Annotated in this window: 11 protein-coding genes and 1 tRNA gene; 11 read left to right on the top strand and 1 reads right to left on the bottom strand. The window is 41.7% G+C overall.

Annotation, left to right across the window (positions count from 1 at the left end):
- The first annotated feature begins 43 nt into the window (after window positions 1–43).
- From pyrR to QM874_RS02635, 5 genes are all read left to right on the top strand, one after another.
- A complete protein-coding gene (pyrR, locus tag QM874_RS02655) occupies window positions 44–565 on the top strand; it encodes a bifunctional pyr operon transcriptional regulator/uracil phosphoribosyltransferase PyrR (protein ID WP_414316102.1) in 522 nt (173 codons plus the stop codon).
- 19 nt (window positions 566–584) lie between these two features.
- On the top strand, window positions 585–1,508 hold the full coding sequence (locus QM874_RS02650; protein ID WP_414316101.1) for an aspartate carbamoyltransferase catalytic subunit: 924 nt from the start codon (window positions 585–587) through the stop codon (window positions 1,506–1,508).
- Between the two features lie 49 nt (window positions 1,509–1,557).
- The gene (locus QM874_RS02645; RefSeq protein ID WP_414316100.1) at window positions 1,558–2,640 is read left to right on the top strand and encodes a carbamoyl phosphate synthase small subunit; all 1,083 of its coding nucleotides are present in this window, start codon (window positions 1,558–1,560) and stop codon (window positions 2,638–2,640) included.
- Window positions 2,641–3,129: 489 nt separating this feature from the next.
- A complete protein-coding gene (gene carB / locus QM874_RS02640) occupies window positions 3,130–6,306 on the top strand; it encodes a carbamoyl-phosphate synthase large subunit (protein ID WP_414316099.1) in 3,177 nt (1,058 codons plus the stop codon).
- 337 nt (window positions 6,307–6,643) lie between these two features.
- The gene (locus QM874_RS02635; protein WP_414316098.1) at window positions 6,644–7,978 is read left to right on the top strand and encodes an Nramp family divalent metal transporter; all 1,335 of its coding nucleotides are present in this window, start codon (window positions 6,644–6,646) and stop codon (window positions 7,976–7,978) included.
- Between the two features lie 161 nt (window positions 7,979–8,139).
- On the opposite strand, the gene QM874_RS02630 is transcribed toward QM874_RS02635, so the two are convergent.
- A tRNA-Ser gene (locus QM874_RS02630) sits at window positions 8,140–8,227 on the bottom strand.
- Window positions 8,228–8,388: 161 nt separating this feature from the next.
- Here QM874_RS02630 and QM874_RS02625 point away from each other — a divergent pair.
- The 6 genes from QM874_RS02625 to QM874_RS02600 all read left to right on the top strand — a co-directional run bounded on the left by QM874_RS02625 (window position 8,389) and on the right by QM874_RS02600 (window position 23,107).
- A complete protein-coding gene (locus tag QM874_RS02625; protein ID WP_414316097.1) occupies window positions 8,389–9,129 on the top strand; it encodes a DeoR/GlpR family DNA-binding transcription regulator in 741 nt (246 codons plus the stop codon).
- Window positions 9,126–10,037 (top strand): 1-phosphofructokinase, encoded by a 912-nt coding sequence (gene pfkB / locus QM874_RS02620; protein ID WP_414316096.1) that lies wholly within the window; start codon window positions 9,126–9,128, stop codon window positions 10,035–10,037. The genes QM874_RS02625 and pfkB overlap by 4 nt, the downstream gene beginning before the upstream one ends.
- Window positions 10,034–11,989, top strand: a complete 1,956-nt coding sequence (locus QM874_RS02615) for a fructose-specific PTS transporter subunit EIIC (RefSeq protein WP_414316095.1) — start codon at window positions 10,034–10,036, stop codon at window positions 11,987–11,989. Before pfkB ends, QM874_RS02615 begins: the two co-directional genes overlap by 4 nt.
- Before the next feature lie 162 nt (window positions 11,990–12,151).
- On the top strand, window positions 12,152–12,940 hold the full coding sequence (locus QM874_RS02610; protein ID WP_414316094.1) for a HEAT repeat domain-containing protein: 789 nt from the start codon (window positions 12,152–12,154) through the stop codon (window positions 12,938–12,940).
- Window positions 12,941–13,069: 129 nt separating this feature from the next.
- A complete protein-coding gene (locus tag QM874_RS02605; RefSeq protein WP_414316093.1) occupies window positions 13,070–15,400 on the top strand; it encodes a DNA translocase FtsK in 2,331 nt (776 codons plus the stop codon).
- Between the two features lie 327 nt (window positions 15,401–15,727).
- Entirely contained in the window at window positions 15,728–23,107 is a 7,380-nt protein-coding gene (locus tag QM874_RS02600; protein ID WP_414316092.1) for a SpGH101 family endo-alpha-N-acetylgalactosaminidase, read from the top strand.
- The last annotated feature ends 17 nt before the right edge of the window (window positions 23,108–23,124 follow it).

Below are 23,124 nucleotides of genomic sequence, written 5' to 3'. Positions count from 1 at the left end.
AAGTCTCCTTGTTTAAGGAGACTTTTCTTTTTGGAGGTTTGTCATGAAGACAAAAGAAGTAGTTGACGAATTGACCGTCAAGCGAGCGATTACTCGAATCACCTACGAGATTATCGAGCGAAACAAAGACTTGAACAAGATTGTATTGGCAGGGATAAAAACACGAGGTGTCTTTATTGCCCGCCGCATTCAAGAACGATTGGAACAGTTGGAGTCAATCTCAGTACCAATCGTTGAGTTAGATACAAAACCATTCCGTGACGATGTTAAAAGTGGGGAAGATACTTCTGTCATTTCTGTTGATGTAACGGATAGAGAAGTGATTTTAGTGGATGATGTACTCTATACAGGTCGTACCATCCGAGCAGCTATTGACAACATCGTTAGCCATGGTCGTCCTGCTCGTGTGAGTTTAGCAGTTCTAGTAGACCGAGGACATAGAGAATTACCAATTCGTCCAGACTACGTTGGTAAAAACATCCCAACCAGTCGTTCAGAAGAAATCATCGTAGAGATGTCTGAACTTGATGGACAAGATCGTGTTCTTATTACTGAAGAAGCCTAGATAGCAAAAGGAGTTAGCCATGTCAGAAAATCAACAAGCCATTCAACACGTAGTTTCTATGGAAGACCTTACTGTAGAACAAGTTATGAAATTGATCAAACGCGGGATCGAATTTAAAAATGGAGCAAAATCTTCTTACGAAGACCAACACATTGTCTCTAATCTTTTCTTTGAGAGTTCGACTCGTACCCACAAATCTTTTGAAGTAGCAGAGATCAAACTGGGGCTTCACCTATTGGACTTCGATGTGAAAACAAGTTCAGTCAATAAGGGTGAAACACTCTATGATACAATTTTGACCTTGTCAGCCTTGGGGGTGGATGCCTGTGTCATCCGACATCCAGAGGTAGACTACTACAGAGAGTTGATCGCAAGTCCTACTATTACGACTTCCATTATCAATGGTGGGGATGGTTCAGGTCAACACCCAAGCCAAAGTTTGCTTGATTTAATGACGATCTATGAAGAATTTGGACACTTTGAAGGACTTAAAGTGGCCATTGCTGGAGACCTTGACCATTCACGTGTGGCTAAATCCAATATGCAAATCTTAAAACGCTTGGGAGCAGAACTCTACTTTGCTGGTCCAGAAGAGTGGAGAAGTCAAGAATTTGCGGACTATGGAAAGTTTGTAAATATTGATGAAATCATTGATCAAGTTGATGTCATGATGTTTCTCCGTGTTCAACATGAGCGTCATGAAAGTGGAACAGTCTTTTCAAAAGAAGGCTATCACACTCAACATGGTTTAACTCAAGAACGCTATGACCGCTTGAAAGAGAAGGCTATTCTGATGCACCCTGCTCCAGTCAACCGCGATGTTGAAATTGCTGATCACTTGGTTGAAGCTCCAAAATCACGGATTGTTCAACAGATGACTAACGGTGTCTTTGTCAGAATGGCAATCTTGGAATCCGTATTGGCATACAGAAAAGCAAATTAAGACACAAAACGTTAAAAGATGCCTGAGAGCATCCACGAGAGGTGAATTTATGACAAAACGACTTCTAGTATTAGAAGATGGTACAATTTTTGAAGGAAAAGCCTTTGGGGCTGAAATTGACGTTACGGGTGAAATCGTCTTTAATACTGGGATGACTGGTTACCAAGAATCCATTACAGACCAGTCTTATAATGGACAAATCTTGACCTTCACTTATCCACTGGTAGGGAATTATGGGATTAACCGTGATGACTATGAATCTATCAGTCCAACCTGCAAAGGTGTAGTAGTATTTGAAGAAGCACGTAGAGCCAGCAATTGGCGTAACCAAATGACGCTGGACGAATTTTTGAAAGCTAAGAAAATTCCTGGAATTTCAGGCATTGACACTCGAGCTCTTACAAAGATTATTCGTAAACATGGTACCATGAGAGCAACTCTAACACATGTGGGAGATAGTATCGATCACATCACAGATCAGCTTCAAGCAACTGTCTTGCCGACTGATAATATCAGACAAGTTTCTACAAAGACTGCTTATCCAGCTCCGGGAGTTGGCTTGAGCGTTGTTTTAGTAGATTTTGGCCTTAAACACTCTATTTTACGAGAGTTATCTAAACGTGATTGCAATGTGACTGTAGTTCCATACACAACTACAGCTGAGGAAATCTTACATTTAAACCCAGATGGAGTTATGTTGTCAAATGGTCCTGGTAATCCAGAAGATGTACCAGAAGCTCTTGATATGATTCGTGGTATTCTCGGGAAAATTCCAATCTTTGGTATTTGTATGGGGCACCAACTCTTTGCGATGGCAAATGGTGCTAAGACCTATAAAATGAAGTTTGGTCACCGTGGATTTAACCACGCAGTACGTGAAATTGCAACTGGGCGCGTGGACTTCACAAGTCAAAATCATGGTTATGCAGTTAGCCGTGAGGATTTACCAGAGCACTTAATCATCACCCACGAGGAAATCAATGACAAGTCAGTTGAAGGCGTTCGTCACAGATATCAACCAGGTTTCTCTGTACAATTCCACCCAGATGCAGCTCCTGGGCCACATGATGCAAGCTATCTATTTGATGAGTTTATCGAGATGATGGAAGCTTTTAAAGCAAGCAATCGTTAAAACTAACAACTTCCCGTATGAGATTTTTTATAGTAAAGCATCGTTTCGCTAAAAAATCGTCGGAGAATTTATTTAATGGCAACCAGAGAGTTGCCGAATAGAAAGGCAGGTCGTTTCTTTTAGTCGCTATCAGGCGAACTAAAAACTCCCTGCACTAGATTTTTTATCGAAAAATATCGTTTCTCAAAAAAATCGTCGGAGAATTTATGGAATTGAACACGGACGGAAAGCTCGGAATTTAGATAAACTAGCAAGGATAGAAATCCTTCCTTGGTTTCCTAAAATTCGGTCGCTTTCTAATCGTCCTTTGTATCTTATTTAATGGCAACCAGAGAGTTGCCGAATAGAAAGGAGAGGGGGAGTCCGTATTTGCTGAATTGAATACGGGCTACGGACGGTGCTAAAAAGATAGTTATTCCTAGAACTGAAAGTTCTTCGTCATAACTCCTATTTTAGCTTTGTCCGCTTGACGCCCTTAATATCTTATAAATGCCTAAACGTACTGATATTCAAAAAATTATGGTGATTGGTTCTGGTCCGATTATTATTGGTCAGGCTGCTGAGTTTGACTATGCGGGGACTCAGGCTTGCTTGTCTTTGAAAGAGGAAGGTTATGAGGTTGTCTTGGTAAACTCAAACCCTGCAACCATCATGACGGATAAAGAGATTGCAGACAAGGTCTACATCGAACCGATTACACTGGAGTTTGTGACTCGTATTCTCCGCAAGGAACGTCCAGATGCTTTGCTTCCAACTCTTGGAGGTCAAACAGGTCTTAATATGGCCATGGAATTGTCTAAAAATGGTATCTTAGATGAGCTTGGTGTTGAACTACTCGGGACTAAATTATCTGCTATCGACCAAGCGGAGGACCGCGATCTCTTTAAACAATTGATGGAAGAGCTGAATCAACCCATTCCAGAATCTGAGATTGTTAACACTGTCGAAGAAGCAGTTGCCTTTGCAGCAACAATTGGCTACCCAGTGATTGTCCGTCCAGCCTTTACTCTAGGTGGTACTGGTGGTGGTATGTGTGCCAATGAAGAAGAATTGCGTGAAATCGCTGAAAATGGATTGAAATTGTCACCTGTGACCCAATGTTTGATTGAGCGTTCAATCGCAGGATTCAAGGAAATCGAATACGAAGTGATGCGTGACTCGGCTGACAATGCACTAGTTGTTTGTAACATGGAAAACTTTGACCCAGTTGGGATTCACACAGGGGATTCCATTGTATTCGCCCCTGCGCAAACTATGTCAGACTATGAAAACCAAATGCTACGCGACGCGAGTTTGAGCATCATTCGTGCCCTCAAGATTGAAGGTGGATGTAATGTTCAGCTAGCCCTTGATCCCCACAGTTTCAAGTACTATGTTATCGAAGTAAACCCTCGTGTATCACGTTCTTCTGCCCTTGCTTCTAAGGCGACAGGGTACCCAATTGCTAAGTTGGCTGCCAAGATAGCAGTTGGCTTGACTTTGGATGAGGTGATCAATCCAGTTACAGGTTCAACCTATGCCATGTTTGAGCCTGCTCTTGACTATGTGGTTGCCAAGATTCCGCGTTTCCCATTTGATAAGTTTGAAAAGGGTGAGCGCCGTCTGGGTACCCAGATGAAGGCGACTGGAGAAGTCATGGCGATTGGTCGAAACATCGAGGAATCACTCCTTAAAGCTTGCCGCTCCCTTGAAATTGGGGTTCACCACAATGAAATGCCAGAACTTGCATCTGTTTCTGATGATGCCTTGATTGAAAAAGTTGTCAAAGCTCAAGATGACCGTCTCTTCTACGTATCAGAAGCCATTCGCCGTGGTTACACACCAGAGGAAATTGCTGAGCTTACAAAAATCGATATCTTCTATCTGGATAAACTCTTGCATATCTTTGAAATTGAGCAAGAATTGGGTGCTCACCCACAAGATTTAGAAGTCTTGAAAACTGCCAAACTTAATGGATTTTCAGACCGTAAGATTGCTGAACTCTGGGAAATGACAGCTGACCAAGTTCGCCAACTTCGTTTGGAAAACAAGATTGTTCCTGTCTACAAGATGGTTGATACCTGTGCGGCAGAGTTTGACTCTGAAACACCATATTTCTATTCAACCTATGGATGGGAAAATGAGTCTATCAAATCGGATAAGGAATCTGTACTTGTCCTAGGTTCAGGTCCAATCCGTATCGGACAAGGAGTTGAGTTTGACTACGCAACTGTTCACTCTGTTAAGGCTATTCAGGCTGCTGGCTATGAAGCCATCATCATGAACTCAAACCCAGAGACCGTTTCAACCGACTTTTCTGTGTCTGACAAGCTCTACTTTGAACCATTGACATTCGAAGATGTTATGAATGTTATCGATTTGGAACAACCAAAAGGTGTTATTGTTCAGTTTGGTGGTCAAACAGCTATTAACCTTGCGGAGCCTTTAGCCAAAGCAGGTGTGACCATTTTGGGAACGCAAGTCGCTGACCTAGACCGAGCTGAAGACCGTGACCTCTTTGAGCAAGCCCTTAAAGATTTGGATATTCCACAGCCACCAGGACAAACAGCTACCAATGAAGAAGAAGCAGTCCTTGCAGCTCGCAAGATTGGCTTCCCAGTCCTCGTTCGCCCATCTTATGTACTTGGTGGACGTGCCATGGAAATCGTTGAAAATGAAGAAGACCTTCGTTCTTACATGCGTACAGCGGTTAAGGCTAGTCCAGACCACCCAGTTCTTGTCGACTCTTATATCGTTGGACAAGAGTGTGAAGTTGATGCCATCTCAGACGGAGAAAATGTTCTCATCCCTGGTATCATGGAGCACATCGAACGTGCCGGTGTCCACTCAGGTGACTCAATGGCCGTTTATCCTCCACAAACCTTATCTCAAAAGGTCCAAGAAACAATCGCAGACTATACCAAACGCCTAGCAATTGGTCTTAACTGTCTTGGAATGATGAACATCCAGTTTGTTATCAAGGATGAAAAAGTCTATGTTATTGAGGTCAATCCACGTGCCAGTCGTACGGTTCCATTCCTTTCTAAGGTGACCAATATTCCTATGGCTCAAGTAGCAACTAAGCTCATTCTTGGTCAAAAATTATCAGAACTTGGTTACCAAGATGGTCTTTATCCTGAAAGCACTCGCGTTCATATCAAGGCACCTGTCTTCTCCTTTACGAAACTAGCTAAGGTAGACAGCTTGCTCGGACCTGAAATGAAGTCAACAGGTGAAGTTATGGGTTCTGATACTACTTTGGAAAAAGCTCTCTATAAAGCCTTTGAAGCTTCTTACCTACACTTGCCAACTTTTGGTAACGTTGTCTTTACTATCGCTGATGATACCAAAGAGGAAGCCTTGGACTTGGCTCGTCGTTTCCAAAATATTGGCTATGGAATCCTTGCGACAGAAGGAACAGCAGCCTTCTTTGCCAGTCATGGATTACAAGCTCAACCTGTTGGTAAGATTGGTGATGACGATAAGGATATTCCAAGTTTTGTTCGCAAAGGAAGAATTCAAGCTATCATTAACACAGTAGGAACCAAACGAACTGCTGACGAAGATGGAGAGCAAATCCGTCGTTCAGCCATTGAACACGGAGTTCCACTTTTTACAGCCTTAGACACTGCAGATGCCATGCTTAAGGTACTTGAAAGTAGAAGTTTTGTCACAGAAGCCATTTAGGCTCTGCTTTATTTGAGAATAAATTATTAACCAGCGTCTAAAGCGCTGGTTTTTACTCTTTTATAGAGAAGTCGAGTAGAAAAAATAGTTACAGTTCACCATTAAATGTCAAAGTTTATCAATAGATTTATCATTACCGTTAATGAGTAGACTAATTCTGACTTTCCATAAAATTTTGTTGAATTTTATGATATAATAGGGGCGAATTGAGAAAATGAGCAAGTATTTTCATAAATCCTTTCAAAAAGTTTCTTAACTTTTGGATATAAATTTGTGATCTTGGCTTCTCAATATTAGAATAGTAGGAAAAGACAAGATTAGAAAGAGGTAAGTATCTATGTCTTCTCATAAAAAAGTTTCACTTTTAGAGATTAATCAGTCTATTGATACTCCAAATAATAATCATTTCTGGCAAAATTTAAAGGCCTTCTTGGGTCCAGGTGCCCTTGTGGCTGTAGGGTATATGGATCCAGGAAACTGGATAACCAGTGTGGTTGGAGGTGCATCCTATAAGTACAGTCTCTTATTTGTCATCTTGATTTCATCGCTTATTGCCATGCAACTTCAGCAGATGGCAGGAAAACTAGGGATTGTAACCCAGATGGACCTGGCTCAAGCAACAGCTCATCATTCACCTAAATGGCTTCGTTATAGTCTATGGGTGATTTTGGAGTTGGCCTTGATGGCGACAGATTTGGCAGAAGTTCTAGGTTCAGCCATGGCCCTCAATCTTCTCTTTAAAATTCCGATTATGATAGCCATTCTCTTGACTGTGTTGGATGTTTTTCTCTTATTGCTCCTGATGAAGTTTGGCTTTAAGAAGATAGAAGCTATCGTGACAACGCTGATTTTAACGATTCTAGCAATCTTTACCTATCTGGTAGCTTTATCACATCCAAGCTTCCAAGGAATCGTTGAAGGTTATTTGCCAAATGCAACCTTGTTTGAGAGTCCTCTGCCTGGACATGAAAGTCAATTAACCTTGGCGCTGGGGATTGTGGGTGCGACAGTGATGCCCCATAACCTCTATTTGCATTCTTCCTTGTCTCAGACTCGTAAAATCAATCACAAGGACAAGAATGATGTGCGAAAAGCCGTTCGTTTTATGACCTGGGATTCTAATCTCCAGTTATCCTTGGCCTTTGTGGTTAACTCCCTTCTTTTGATCTTAGGGGCGGCTCTCTTTTTCGGACATGCATCTGAGATTTCTGCCTTCTCTCAAATGTATAATGCCTTGCAGGATTCAACTATTGCGGGAGCTATAGCTAGCTCAACCTTATCAACCTTGTTTGCCTTGGCTTTATTAGCCAGTGGTCAAAATTCGACTATCACAGGTACCTTGACAGGGCAAATCGTTATGGAAGGTTTCTTACATATGCGATTGCCTCAGTGGTTCATTCGTTTGGCGACTCGTCTCTTTGCCTTACTACCTGTCATGATAGTAGCAGTTTTGTTTGGTCATCAGGAAAAAACCTTGGATCAGTTATTGGTCTATTCACAGGTCTTTCTTTCTATCGCTCTTCCATTTTCAATCTTCCCCTTGATTTATCTTACTTCAAAAAAATCACTAATGGGAGAATTTACCAATGCCAAATGGAATACCATTCTTGGTTATATTGTTTCCATTATCTTAACTGTTCTCAATGTGAAATTGCTATTTGATATTTTTTAAGAGCATCTGAGATGAAGTGGAAGAAGAATAGCATTTGATTATTAAAAATGACGAAAAAGAAATCACCCGAGAGTTAAATCTTGGGTGATTTTTTAGAATTCTCATCTTAGACGAAAATCCATTATAAAAAGCTGCATGAAGATGCAGCTACACTATAGCAACGGAAGACATGGGATTCGAACCCACGCACGCTTTCACACGCCTACCGCGTTTCCAACACGGCCTCTTAAGCCTCTTGAGTAATCTTCCAATACTTACTAAAATAGTTTATCATAAAGGGAATTATCTTGCAAATAAAATTCAAATAATTGGCAAAATGATAGAAAGTGAAAGAAAATGATAAAAAGTGCTTGACTTTGATTTTTTTTGTGGTAGAATGATTACTGTAATCGTTAACAGGAGGTGAGTAAGTGCTAAAAACCGAGAGAAAAAAATTAATTTTAGAGGAGCTAGGCAAACATAAAGTCATTTCTCTAGAGAAATTAGTAGGTTTGTTAGACACGTCAGAATCAACGGTTAGACGAGATTTAGATGAATTGGAATCGGAAAATAAACTTCGCCGAGTTCATGGAGGAGCAGAGTTGCCTCACTCCTTGCAAGAAGAAGAAACCATTCAAGAAAAATCTGTCAAAAACCTTCAAGAGAAAAAATTGATTGCGCAAAAAGCAGCTTCCCTCATCAAAGAAAAAGATGTTATCTTTGTGGATGCAGGAAGTACAACAGCCTTTCTCATTAAGGAATTGGAGCGAAAAGACATTACTGTTGTGACTAACTCCATTCACCATGCAGTTCAATTAGTGGATAAGCAAATCCCAACGGTGATTATCGGTGGTGGAGTTAAGATGACAACTGATGCCAGCATCGGTGGTGTCGCGCTTAATCAGATTAACCAGCTTCACTTTGACCGTGCCTTCATCGGAATGAACGGTGTGGATGAAGGTTATTATACAACTCCAGATATGGAGGAGGGAGCTGTTAAGCGTGCTATTTTAGAAAATGCCAAACAAACCTATATTTTGGCTGATTCATCCAAGATTGGTCAGTCTTGTTTCGCTAAGGTTGCGCCTATAAAACGAGCAATTGTTATTACAAGCAAGGGTCACGAACTCTTGCCAGCTATCAAAGAAAAAACGGAGGTTATCGAAGTATGATTTATACAGTCACGCTAAATCCATCTATTGACTATATTGTCCGTCTGGATAAAGTGGAAGTTGGTAGTGTTAATCGTATGGATAGTGATGATAAGTTTGCTGGTGGTAAGGGAATCAATGTTAGCCGTGTCTTGAAACGCTTGGATATTCCAAATACAGCGACAGGCTTCATCGGAGGCTTTACTGGAAAATTTATCACAGATACTTTAGCTGAAGAGCAAATTGAAACGCAATTTGTCCAAGTGGCAGAAGATACGCGTATCAACGTCAAGATCAAAGCAGACCAAGAAACCGAAATCAATGGGACAGGTCCTACTGTTGAGCCAGAACAGCTTGAAGAATTAAAAGCTATTCTTTCAAGTCTAACAGCAGAAGATACAGTGGTATTTGCGGGTTCGAGTGCTAAAAACGTAGGCAATGTCATCTATAAGGAATTGATTGCTTTGACGCGTCAGACAGGCGCTCAAGTAGTCTGTGATTTTGAAGGTCAGACCTTGATTGATAGTTTGGATTATCAACCACTTTTGGTCAAACCAAATAATCATGAACTTGGAGCTATTTTTGAAGTGAAACTCGAAAGCTTAGATGAGATTGAAAAATACGCTCGAGAATTGCTGGCTAAAGGTGCTCAAAATGTCATCATCTCTATGGCTGGGGATGGAGCCCTTCTGGTAACCTCCGAGGGAGCATACTTTGCTAAACCTATCAAGGGAACCGTGAAAAACTCAGTAGGTGCTGGTGACTCTATGGTTGCTGGATTTACAGGTGAGTTTGTCAAATCAAAAGACGCAGTGGAAGCCTTCAAATGGGGAGTGGCTTGTGGAACAGCAACAACCTTCTCAGATGACTTGGCAACTGCAGCATTTATTAAAGAGACTTATGAAAAAGTTGAGGTAGAAAAAAGATGAAAATTCAGGATTTATTGAGAAAAGATGTCATGTTGCTTGATTTGCAAGCAACTGAAAAAACAGCAGCTATCGAAGAAATGATTCATAGCTTGGTAGAGCACGGATATGTGTCAGATTTTGAAACTTTTAAAGAAGGAATCTTAGCGCGTGAAGCTTTGACTTCTACAGGTTTGGGTGATGGTATTGCAATGCCACACAGCAAAAATCCTGCTGTTAAGGAAGCGACTGTTCTCTTTGCTAAGTCAAACAAGGGTGTTGACTATGAAAGTTTAGATGGGCAACCAACTGACCTCTTCTTCATGATCGCTGCTCCAGAAGGTGCCAATGATACTCACTTGGCTGCCTTGGCAGAATTGTCTCAATACTTGATGAAAGACGGATTTGCTGACAAACTTCGTCAAGCGACATCAGCTGATCAAGTCATCGAACTCTTTGATCAAGCTTCAGAAAAAGCTGAGGAACCAGCTCAGGCTTCTGCTAATGAATCTGGTGACTTTATCGTAGCAGTTACAGCTTGTACAACAGGAATTGCCCACACATACATGGCCCAAGAAGTTCTTCAAAAAGTGGCTGCGGAAATGGGTGTTGGTATCAAGGTTGAAACCAACGGTGCAAGTGGTGTTGGCAACAAATTAACAGCAGAAGATATCCGCAATGCCAAAGCTGTTATCATTGCTGCAGATAAAGCAGTTGAAATGGATCGTTTTGATGGCAAACCATTGGTCAATCGTCCAGTTGCAGATGGTATTCGTAAGACAGAAGAGTTGATCAACTTGGCTCTTTCTGGTAATGCTGAAGTCTACCGAGCTGCTAACGGAGCACAAGCTTCAACAGCGTCTAACGAAAAACAAAGTCTAGGTGGTGCCTTCTACAAACACTTGATGAGTGGTGTATCACAAATGTTGCCATTCGTTATCGGTGGTGGCATCATGATTGCCCTTGCCTTCTTGATTGATGGTGCTTTGGGTGTGCCTAATGAGAGTCTTGGAAATCTTGGTTCTTACCATGAACTCGCTTCGATGTTCATGAAAATTGGTGGTTCAGCCTTCGGTTTGATGCTTCCAGTATTTGCAGGATTTGTTGCTTACTCAATCGCTGAAAAACCAGGTTTGGTAGCCGGTTTCGTAGCTGGTGCTATCGCCAAAGAAGGTTACGCCTTTGGTAAAATCCCTTACGCTCAGGGTGGTGAAGCAACTTCAGCTCTTGCAGGGGTATCATCAGGTTTCCTAGGAGCCCTTGTTGGTGGATTTATCGCAGGTGCCTTGGTGCTCTTGGTTAAGAAATACGTGAAGGTTCCTCGCTCACTTGAAGGTGCTAAATCAATCCTTCTCTTGCCACTTTTTGGAACAATCTTGACAGGATTTGTTATGCTGGCGGTGAACATCCCAATGGCAGCAATCAACACTGCTATGAATGACTTCCTTGGTGGTCTTGGAGGCGGTTCAGCTGTCCTTCTTGGTATCGTTCTTGGAGGAATGATGGCTGTCGATATGGGGGGACCTGTCAATAAAGCAGCTTATGTCTTTGGTACTGGTACTCTTGCAGCAACAGTGTCAACAGGTGGTTCAGTAGCCATGGCAGCGGTTATGGCTGGAGGAATGGTTCCACCACTTGCAATCTTTGTTGCAACTCTTCTCTTCAAAGATAAATTCACCAAAGAAGAACGCAACTCTGGTTTGACAAATATCGTAATGGGCTTGTCATTCATCACTGAAGGTGCAATTCCGTTTGGTGCAGCTGACCCAGCTCGTGCTATCCCAAGCTTTATCCTTGGTTCAGCAGTAGCAGGTGGACTTGTTGGTCTTGCAGGTATCAAACTGATGGCACCTCACGGAGGAATCTTCGTTATCGCTCTTACAACAAATGCCCTTCTTTACCTTGTCTTTGTCTTGGTAGGAGCACTTGTTAGTGGTGTAGTTTATGGTTACCTTCGTAAACCATTAGAAAAATAATCACAAATAGATTCAAATGACTGAACACGAAAGTGGGCAGTCATTTTTTGATGATGGAGTTAGGGAGACCGACCTTTAAAGTGGTATAATAGAGGTAAATCTTAGAAAATTTAAATGATAGCATGCTAAAGTTCTACAAATACCTTAGAGGAGATAAGTGTCATGAGTGATTCTAGAAAAGAAGGAATCGACAAACTAGAGAAAGAAAAAATCCCTTACCAACATCTTACAAAAGAAGAGTTGCAGAAGGCCTATGCCAGCTTGGTGGAGGAGAATTTTCCTGATTCTAAACGAATTCATTTTATAGTTGATTTAGGTAGGAGCCCAGAAATTGCCTTTCATTTTGAGATCATTTGCAAAGATTGGGAGGAAGGAACTGACCTGAATTTTGAAGTGAGTTTTGACCAGCATGGGCAGGAGGGAATAGACTATCTTTTGGAAACTCTCAATCAAGAGGAAGATGAGAGTCAACGCATTTTGATTGTTTATTTCCTAGCGAAGATCCTCTCCAAAGCAAGACATAGAGATTTTTATGCGTCTTCTTGCAAGCAACTACTTCCTATTCTGCTCTCTCTTTTACCTAATTCTGAAGTTTCAAATCGTAGAAAATTAATCATTGCCCTAGGGTGGATTGGTTCAATAAGTGAGGTAGAAATCTTAGGACAACATCTCTTGACTGACCAAGATCCACTTTGTCGCGCCTGGTCTGCCAGCAGTTTGATGCAATTATCTTTTTATCAAGTAGAAAAAGAAGTCTTGATAGAGAAAACAAAGGATTTGTTTGGTGAAGCGATTGCAGAAGAAAAGGACTTGCAAGCTTGTGCTCTGATGATAGAAGCAGTTCAAGTTTTATTTGGGAAAAAATGGATACCTACATCTGCTGTAGAGAAGTTGGAAATCGAAAAGGTTGAGAAAGCAAGAAAATCAGCAATTAAATTTTTGAAGAGGTAGTGAGACAAGGTTGTTGAAAAATTATATAGAATAGAAAATTCAGAAATATTAACGAAAGATGATTGTGTCTTGTAGATGCAGTCATTTTTCACTTCAAACAAAGTTTCTGAAGTGTGTTATAATAGATATATGGCAAACAAGAATACAAGTAAAACAAGACGGAGACCGTCAAAAGCTGAATTAGAAAGAAAGCAAGCTATCCAACGGATGTTAGTTTCCTTGGTTATAGCTTTTTGCTTAATGTTCGCTGCTCTGAAATTAGGAGCAGTGGGACTCACCCTCTATAACCTTATTCGATTACTAGTAGGAAGTCTGGCTTATCTGGTCATTGTTGTCGTCCTAGTCTATCTTTTTCTTTTTAAATGGATTCGGAAGCGAGAAGGTCTGATCTCAGGTTTTCTTTGCATTTTTTCAGGTTTATTGCTAATTTTTGAAGCTTATCTAGTATGGAAATATGGCATCGAGCAGTCTGTCTTAAAGGGGACTTTGGCTCAAGTGTTGACAGATTTGACAGGCTTTCGTGTGACTAGCTTTGCTGGAGGAGGACTTTTAGGTGTTGCTCTCTACATTCCAGTAGCCTTTCTCTTTTCAAATATTGGCACTTATTTTATCGGAGCCATCTTAATCTTAATCGGTGCTCTTCTAGTTAGTCCTTGGTCTGTCTATGATGTCGCTGATTTTCTTGGAGCACGTTTTGCACTTTGGATGGAGCGACGTGAGCAGAGGAAACAAGAACGCTTCATCAAACGAGAAGAAGAAAAAGCTCGTAAGGAAGCAGAGGAACAGGAAAGACTAGAAAAAGAACAAGCAGAGCAAGCCTTGTTAGATATCCCTCCTGTTGATATGGAAACTGGCGAGATTTTAGAAGCACCTCCTATTCACTTTGATGATCTACCACCTCTGCCTGAGGGAGAATGGGTGGAACCGGAGATTATTCTCCCTCAAGCGGACTATGATTATCCTAAAGTAGATGACATTCCTCAGGAGGATGACTATGCAGAAGATGAAGATGTTGAGGTAGATTTTTCTGCTAAAAAAGCTTTAGAGTACAAACTCCCCAGCTTGCAACTCTTTGCACCCGATAAGCCAAAAGATCAGTCCAAGGAAAAGAAAATTGTTCGAGAGAATATCAAGATTTTGGAAGAAACCTTTGCGAGTTTCGGTATCAAGGTAACGGTTGAACGTGCTGAAATCGGACCATCAGTTACCAAGTACGAAGTCAAGCCAGCAGTTGGTGTGCGGGTTAATCGTATTTCCAATCTAGCAGATGACTTGGCTCTGGCCTTGGCTGCGAAAGATGTCCGTATCGAAGCTCCAATTCCAGGGAAATCCTTGGTAGGTATCGAAGTTCCTAACTCGGAAATTGCAACTGTATCCTTCCGTGAGCTTTGGGAACAATCTCAAACAAAACCTGAAAATCTGCTAGAAATTCCCCTTGGCAAAGCCGTCAATGGTACAGCTCGCAGTTTCGACCTGGCTAAAATGCCTCACTTGCTAGTAGCTGGTTCGACTGGGTCTGGTAAATCTGTTGCAGTTAATGGTATTATCGCAAGTATTCTTATGAAGGCACGTCCAGACCAAGTCAAGTTTATGATGGTGGATCCTAAGATGGTTGAGTTGTCAGTCTATAATGATATTCCTCACCTCTTGATTCCGGTCGTGACTAACCCTCGTAAGGCCAGCAAGGCCCTTCAAAAAGTCGTAGATGAGATGGAAAACCGTTATGAACTCTTTGCCAAAATTGGAGTTCGTAATATTGCTGGTTTCAATGCCAAGGTTGAGGAATTCAACGCTCAATCTGAGTACAAACAAGTACCTCTTCCTTTGATTGTCGTGATTGTCGATGAGTTAGCTGACCTTATGATGGTGGCCAGCAAGGAAGTAGAAGATGCCATTATCCGACTCGGACAAAAGGCGCGTGCAGCTGGTATTCATATGATCCTCGCGACCCAGCGTCCTTCAGTGGATGTTATTTCTGGTCTGATTAAGGCCAATGTACCATCTCGTGTAGCCTTTGCTGTATCTTCTGGAACGGATTCACGTACGATTTTGGATGAAAATGGTGCTGAGAAATTGCTTGGTCGAGGGGACATGCTCTTTAAACCAATCGATGAAAACCACCCGGTTCGCTTGCAAGGCTCCTTTATCTCGGATGATGATGTTGAGCGTATTGTTAGCTTCATTAAGGCTCAAGCAGATGCTGATTATGATGACAGTTTTGATCCAGGAGAAGTTTCTGAGACAGATGCTGATTCTGGCACAGGTGATGAGGGTGGAGACCCACTCTTTGAAGAAGCTAAAGCACTAGTTATTGAAACCCAAAAAGCAAGTGCATCCATGATTCAGAGACGCTTATCTGTTGGCTTTAACAGGGCGACTCGCCTTATGGAAGAGTTAGAGATGGCTGGGGTTATTGGTCCTGCAGAAGGAACCAAACCACGAAAAGTTTTACAACAATAAAAAACGTAAAAACAGTATAAAAATGCATGGAAACTTTATTGAAAAGTTAGACGAAGTTAGTTTAACTTTTCTGATTAAGTTTCTTTTTTTGACGAAATGGCTAGAAATAAGGCCTTCTGAAATTCTATTCAGAATAGTCAGGAAATTGGATTATACTTTTACTAGTTTTACCTGTTAAAGTATTGATTTTTTAAACTGTTTTTGATATATTAAATTGGTATAGAAAAAATTATATGTTTATCTAGTGGCGTTAAAAAATTGAGGAGGATATTTTTTTAAACAAAAATGCAAACGCTTACTTTGTAAACTGAAAGGAACAAAAAACCGATGAATAAAAGATTATTTGAAAAACGTTGCAAATATAGTATTCGGAAATTTTCATTAGGGGTTGCTTCAGTCATGATTGGTGCAGCTTTCTTTGGAACTAGCACTGTTCTTGCAGATTCTCCGCAAACAGGTTCAACAGCAAATATGCCAGCAGATTTGGCTGCAGCTCTTGCTAACGCAAAAAAAGATGATGGACGTGATTTTGAAGCACCGAAACCTGGAGAAAATCAAGGGTCTCCAGAAGTTACCGAAGGACCAAAAACTGAGGAAGAATTACTGGAGAAAGAAAAAGAAGCTGCAGCAACTTCAGCAACTGAAAATGAACTTCCTAAAGATTTACGCGAAAAACTCGATAAGGCTGAAGATAGTGGACATTCTACCTCAAAAGATGATTTAGCAAAAGAAGATAAAAGTTTAGTTCCAGAAGATGTCGCTAAAACAAAAAATGGTGAATTAAACTATGGAGCAACAGTAAAAATTCAAAGTGCAGCTGGTGTTGGTAGCGGTATCGTCATCGGTGAAAATCTAGTTTTATCTGTTTCTCATAACTTTATCAAAGATGTTCCAGACGGAAACAATCGTAAGGTAGCTGATAATATTGAAAGTGATGGCGATGTTTATTCAGTTTCTTACGAAGGAGCACCTGATGTTAAATTCAGTAAGAATGATGTTAAGCACTGGGACCGTGAAGGATTCCTAAAAGGTTATAAAAATGACTTGGCCATCGTTAAGCTTCGTTCTCCTCTTGCAAACGCTCCTGTTGAAGTGACTGACAAACCTGCAACTACTAAGGTTGGAGATAAGGTACACGTGTTTGGTTATCCAACTGGAAAACTTTCTCCAATCCTCAATACGACAGTTGAAGATATCAATAATCATGGTGAAGGTGTTCGTGGCATCAGCTATCAAGGAAGTGAACCAGGTGCAAGTGGAGGCGGAATTTTCGATGAAAATGGAAAATTGATCGGTATCCACCAAAATGGTGTTGTTGGAAGCCGCAGTGGAGGGATTCTCTTCTCACCAGCGCAGCTTGAATGGATTCAAAACTATATCAAGGGCATTGAAACAACAAAACCAGCAGGTCTAGATGCACTTGATAAACAAGTTGAAGACAAGGAAGAGAAACCAAAAGAAGATAAGCCAAAAGAAGAAAAACCAGCTGAGAACAAACCAGCTGAGAACAAACCAGCTGAAACTAAACCGGCTGAATCAAAAGAGGTGACTCCAGAATGGAAAACTGTTGAAAATAAAGAACAACAGGGAACCGTAACGATTCGTGAAGAAAATGGAGTTCGTTACAACCAACTAGCGTCAACTGCTCAAAATGATAATGGTAAAAAACCAGCCTTGTTTGAAAAAGAAGGTTTGACTGTTGATGAAAATGGAAATGCTACAGTTGATTTGACCTTCAAAGAAGAGTCTGAAACAGGTAAATCACGCTTTGGTGTCTTTATGAAATTTAAAGATACAGATAACAACGTTTTTGTAGGGTATGACCAAGGCGGATGGTTCTGGGAATACAAGACAAACGGTAGTGGACTTTGGTACCAAGGTGGTCGTGTTGCGGCACCAGTAAATGGTTCTGTCAACCACTTGACGATCAGCCTCAAATCAGATGGACAGCTTAACGCAACAAACAATGATGTCAAACTCTTTGACACACTTACCTTACCATCTGCAGTCAACGACAAACTCAAAGATGAGAAGAAAATCGTTCTTAAGGCTGGAAGCTATGGCAGTGAGAGAACCATTGTAAATGTTAAGACAGATGACCAAGAAGGCGTGAAAAACGACCAAGAGGCTGCTGAAAAAGAAAAAGGTGATACAGTAGACGATAGCAAAGTCAAATATGACACGCTCGAATCTACAGTATTGAAAGCAGTTATTGACCAAGCCTTCCCACGTGTTAAAGAATATGTTCTAAATGGAAACAAGCTTCCAGGACAAGTTCAACCAATTAATCAAGTTGTGATCAACAAGCACGCTGTGACTCCTGAAGTTACCTATAAAAAGGTCAATGCAACAACTGCTGAGTATGAAATGAAACTCCGTGATGCGGAGAACCTCATCAATGCAGATATGACCGTTCGTTTGCAAGTGGTGGACAATCAACTTCACTTTGATGTAACTAAGATTGTCAACCATAACCAAGTAATACCAGGACAGAAGATTGATGATGAACGCAAACTACTTTCTTCAATCAGCTTCCTAGGAAATGCCTTGGTATCTGTATCAAGCGACCAAGCAGGAGCTAAGTTTGATGGGGCAACCATGTCAAACAACACTCACGTAAGTGGTGATGACCATATCGAAGTAACAAATCCAATGAAAGATTTGGCTAAAGGTTACATGTATGGATTTGTTTCAACAGATAAACTTGCTGCTGGTGTATGGAGCAACTCACAAAACAGCTACGGTGGTGGTTCTTACGACTGGACACGTTTGACAGCTTACAAGAATACTGTTGGTAATGCCAACTACGTTGAAATTCATAGCTCTGAATGGCAGTGGGAAAAAGCTCACAATGGTATTGTCTTCCCAGCATATACTAAGGAACTTCCAAGTGCTAAAGTTGTCATCACAGAAGATGCCAATGCTGATAATAAAGTAGACTGGCAAGATGGTGCGATTGCATACCGTAGCATTATGAACAACCCTCAAGGTTGGGAAAAAGTAAAAAATATTACAGCCTATCGTATCGCCATGAACTTTGGTTCACAAGCACAAAACCCATTCCTTATGACCTTGGATGGTATCAAGAAGATCAACCTCCATACAGATGGTCTTGGTCAAGGTGTACTTCTTAAGGGATACGGAAGTGAAGGACATGACTCTGGACACTTGAACTATGCAGACATCGGTAAACGTATCGGTGGTGTTGAAGACTTTAAAGCTCTTATTGAAAAAGCTAAGAAATATGGTGCCCACCTGGGTATCCACGTCAATGCTTCAGAAACCTATCCTGAATCAAAATACTTCAATGAAAATATTCTTCGTAAAAATGCAGATGGTAGCTATAGCTACGGTTGGAACTGGCTTGACCAAGGTATCAATATCGATGCAGCTTATGACTTGGCTCATGGACGTTTAGCACGTTGGGAAGAATTGAAGAAAGAATTAGGTGAAGGCCTAGATTTCATCTATGTCGACGTTTGGGGTAACGGCCAATCAGGTGACAACGGTGCTTGGGCAACTCACGTTCTTGCAAAAGAAATCAACAAACAAGGTTGGCGTTTTGCAATTGAGTGGGGCCATGGTGGTGAGTATGACTCTACCTTCCATCACTGGGCGGCTGACTTGACTTATGGTGGCTATACCAATAAAGGTATCAACAGTGCCATTACTCGCTTTATCCGTAACCACCAAAAAGATGCTTGGGTTGGTGATTACAGAAGCTACGGAGGTGCGGCAAACTACCCACTTCTAGGCGGATACAGCATGAAAGACTTCGAAGGTTGGCAAGGTCGTAGTGACTACAACGGTTATGTAACCAACTTGTTTGCCCACGACGTTATGACCAAGTACTTCCAACACTTCACTGTTAGCAAATGGGAAGATGGTAAACCAGTAACCATGACTGACAATGGTGGTACTTATAAGTGGACACCTGAAATGAAGGTTGAATTGGTCGACGAGGAAAACAACAAGGTAGTTGTTACTCGTAAATCGAATGATGTTAATAGCCCACAATACCGTGAACGCACAGTTACTCTCAACGGTCGTGTCATTCAAGATGGTTCAGCCTACTTGACACCTTGGAATTGGGATGCAAATGGTAACAAGCTAACTGGCGACAAAGAAAAGATGTACTACTTCAATACTGAAAAAGGTGCAACAACTTGGACACTTCCTAGCGACTGGGCAAACGGCAAAGTTTACCTTTACAAACTAACAGACCAAGGTAAGACTGAAGAACAAGAAGTGGCTGTCAAAGATGGTAAGATTACACTTGACCTTCTAGCAAATCAACCTTATGTTCTTTATCGTTCTAAACAAATAAATCCTGAAATGGCATGGAGTGAAGGAATGCACATCTATGACCAAGGATTTAACAGTGAATCTTTAGATCATTGGAAGATTGAAGGTGATGCTTCTAAAGCGACAGTTGTTAAATCTCAAGGTGCCAACCAAATGCTCCGCATCCAAGGCAATAAAGAAAAAGTTAGTCTCACTCAAAAATTGACTGGCTTGAAACCAAATACTAAATATGCTGTCTATGTCGGTGTTGATAACCGTAGTGATGCTAAAGCAAGCATTACTGTTAACACTGGTGAGAAAGAAGTGACCAACTACACTAACAAGTCACTCGCTCTTAACTATGTTAAAGCATACGCTCATAACACACGTCGTGACAACGCAACTGTTAATGATACAAGTTACTTCCAAAATATGTATGCCTTCTTCACAACAGGTTCAGATGTATCAAATGTAACCTTGACCTTGAGTCGTGAAGCAGGAGAAGAGGCAACTTACTTCGATGAAATCCGTACCTTTGAAAATGACTCTGCTATGTACGGTGATGGTCACGATACTGCAACAGGTGTCTTCAAACAAGACTTTGAAAATGTTGGACAAGGTATCTTCCCATTTGTCATCGGTGGAATCGAAGGTGTTGAAGACAACCGTACTCACTTGTCTGAAAAACATGCTCCATACACACAACGTGATTGGAACGGCAAGAAAGTTGACGACGTTATCGAAGGAAATTGGTCACTCAAGACAAATGGTCTAGTTAGCCGTCGTAACTTGGTTTACCAAACAATTCCACAAAACTTCCGCTTCGAAGCAGGTAAGACCTACCGTATCACATTTGACTACGAAGCTGGTTCAGATAGTACTTACGCATTTGTTGTAGGTAAGGGAGAATTCCAATCTGGTCGTCGTGGTAGTCAAGCAAGCGATCTCGAAATGCATGAATTACCAAACTCATGGACAGATTCTCCAAAAGCGAAACGTGCAACCTTCCTAGTGACAGGAGCTGAAACTGGCGATACTTGGATCGGTATCTACTCAACAGGTAACGCAAGTAATACTCGTGGAGATTCTGGTGGTAATGCTAACTTCCGTGGTTACAATGACTTCATCATGGATAGACTTCAAATCGAAGAGATTGTCTTGACAGGTAAGATGATGACAGAAAATGCTGTCAAGAATTATCTTCCAACTGTAGCCATGACTAATTACACCCAAGAATCTATGGATGCTTTGAAAGAAGCAGTCTTCAACCTCAGTCAAGCAGACGATGACATCAGTGTAGAAGAAGCTAAAGCAGAAATCGCTAAGGTTAATGCATTGAAAGACGCTTTAGTTTTGAAGAAAGTAGCTCTTGTGGCAGATGACTTTGCAAGTCTTTCAGCTCCTGCTCAGGTTGGTGAAGGTATTGAAAATGCCTTTGACGGTAACTTGTCTAGCCTATGGCATACATCATGGGGCGGAGGAGATGTTGGCAAGCCAGCAACCATGGTCTTGAAAGAACCAACTGAAATTACAGGCTTCCGTTATGTTCCACGTGGTTCAGGTTCAAATGGTAACTTGAGAGATGTGACTCTTGTGGTTACTGATGAAACAGGTAAGGAGCATACCTTCAATGCAACTAATTGGGCTGACAACAATAAACCAAAAGATATCGACTTCGGTAAAACTATCAAAGCTAAGAAGATTGTCCTAACAGGAACAAGAACTTATGGAGATGGTGGTAACCAATATCAATCAGCTGCAGAATTGATTTTTGCTCGTCCTCAAGTTGCTGAAGCAGGTCTTGATACATCAGCATATGAAGCTGCATTGGCCAAGGCTCAAAAATTGACTAATAAGAGCAATCAAGAAGAAGTTGCAGGTGTTGTTGCTAGCATGAAATATGCTACAGATAACCATCTCTTGACTAATAGAATGCTTGAATACTTTACAGATTATCTTGATCAATTGAAAGATGAAACACCTACTCCAACTCCAGATCCAGAGCCAACTCCGAACCCAGAACCAACACCAGATCCTAAACCAACACCAGATCCAGAGCCAACTCCGAACCCAGAACCAACTCCAGATCCTAAACCAACTCCGAACCCAGAACCAACTCCAGATCCTAAACCAACTCCAGATCCAGAGCCAACTCCAGATCCAGAACCAACTCCAGATCCAGAGCCAACTCCAGATCCTAAACCAGAAACTCCAACATCAAGCAAGGGTGACGAAGCAGCCCCAGTTGTAGAAGTTCCAGAATACACAGATCCGATTGGTACAGTAGGCGATGAGCCAGCTCCAGTTGTAGAGCTTCCGGAATACACAGATCCGATTGGTACAGCAGGCGATGAAGCAGCGCCGGTTGTAGAGCTTCCAGAATACACAGGAGTAGTTGGCACAGCAGGCGACGAAGCAGCCCCAGTTGTAGAACTTCCAGAGTATACAGGAATAGTTGGCACAGCAGGCGATGAGCCAGCTCCAGTTGTAGAGCTTCCAGAATACACAGGGGTTCTAGGTACAGCAGGTGATGAACCAGCACCGGTTGTAGAGCTTCCAGAATACACAGGGGTTCTAGGTACAGCAGGTGATGAACCAGCACCGGTTGTAGAGCTTCCAGAATACACAGGGGTTCTAGGTACAGCAGGTGATGAACCAGCACCGGTTGTAGAAGTTCCAGAGTATACAGGAGTAGTTGGCACAACAGGCGATGAACCAGCACCGGTTGTAGAACTTCCAGAATATACAGGGGTTCTAGGTACAGTAGGCGATGAGCCAGCACCGGTTGTAGAACTTCCAGAATATACAGGGGTTCTAGGTACAGTAGGCGATGAGCCAGCACCGGTTGTAGAACTTCCAGAATATACAGGGGTTCTAGGTACAGCAGGTGATGAGCCAGCACCAGTTGTAGAACTTCCAGAATATACAGGGGTTCTAGGTACAGTAGGCGATGAGCCAGCACCAGTTGTAGAAGTTCCAGAGTATACAGGACTAGTTGGAACGGCAGGAGAAGAGGTAGCTGTAAACGAAGTTCCAGAATTCAAGGGTGGAGTTAACGCAGCAGAAGCAACTGTGAGCCAAGCACCAGAATTTACAGGTGGTGTAAATGGAGCAGAAGCAACGATTCATGAAGTACCAGAGTTTACCGGAGGTGTGAATGGAAGTGATGGCGCAATCCATGAAGTTCCAGAATACAAAGGCCAAATTGGTACAGTAGGTAACCAACCTGCGCCTGTAGTGGAAAAACCAGAGTATCGAGAAGATTCAAAACTTTCAGTAGAGAATAAAGATACATCTAAAGAGGTAAATTCAAATGCTCTTCCAAATACGGGTGAACATAACTCTGAAACAGCTCTCTTCGTTGCAAGTGTTAGCATGGCAGTTTCAGCAGCACTCTTAGCTGTCAAAAGAAAAGAAGATTAAAATATAAGAGAGTTTTC

The organism is Streptococcus infantis (assembly GCF_047463615.1).
GTDB classification, from domain to species: Bacteria; Bacillota; Bacilli; order Lactobacillales; family Streptococcaceae; genus Streptococcus; species Streptococcus infantis_X.
The sequence above is the reverse complement of the archived record's forward strand: the minus strand, read 5'-3'. Positions and strand labels throughout refer to the sequence as shown.

Excerpts from the sequence above, each read along its gene's own strand:
- pyrR (WP_414316102.1), top strand. The coding sequence starts at position 44 with ATGAAGACAAAAGAAGTAGTTGACGAATTGACCGTCAAGCGAGCGATT.
- QM874_RS02650 (WP_414316101.1), top strand. The coding sequence starts at position 585 with ATGTCAGAAAATCAACAAGCCATTCAACACGTAGTTTCTATGGAAGAC.
- QM874_RS02645 (WP_414316100.1), top strand. The coding sequence starts at position 1,558 with ATGACAAAACGACTTCTAGTATTAGAAGATGGTACAATTTTTGAAGGA.
- carB (WP_414316099.1), top strand. The coding sequence starts at position 3,130 with ATGCCTAAACGTACTGATATTCAAAAAATTATGGTGATTGGTTCTGGT.
- QM874_RS02635 (WP_414316098.1), top strand. The coding sequence starts at position 6,644 with ATGTCTTCTCATAAAAAAGTTTCACTTTTAGAGATTAATCAGTCTATT.
- pfkB (WP_414316096.1), top strand. The coding sequence starts at position 9,126 with ATGATTTATACAGTCACGCTAAATCCATCTATTGACTATATTGTCCGT.
- QM874_RS02615 (WP_414316095.1), top strand. The coding sequence starts at position 10,034 with ATGAAAATTCAGGATTTATTGAGAAAAGATGTCATGTTGCTTGATTTG.
- QM874_RS02610 (WP_414316094.1), top strand. The coding sequence starts at position 12,152 with ATGAGTGATTCTAGAAAAGAAGGAATCGACAAACTAGAGAAAGAAAAA.
- QM874_RS02605 (WP_414316093.1), top strand. The coding sequence starts at position 13,070 with ATGGCAAACAAGAATACAAGTAAAACAAGACGGAGACCGTCAAAAGCT.
- QM874_RS02600 (WP_414316092.1), top strand. The coding sequence starts at position 15,728 with ATGAATAAAAGATTATTTGAAAAACGTTGCAAATATAGTATTCGGAAA.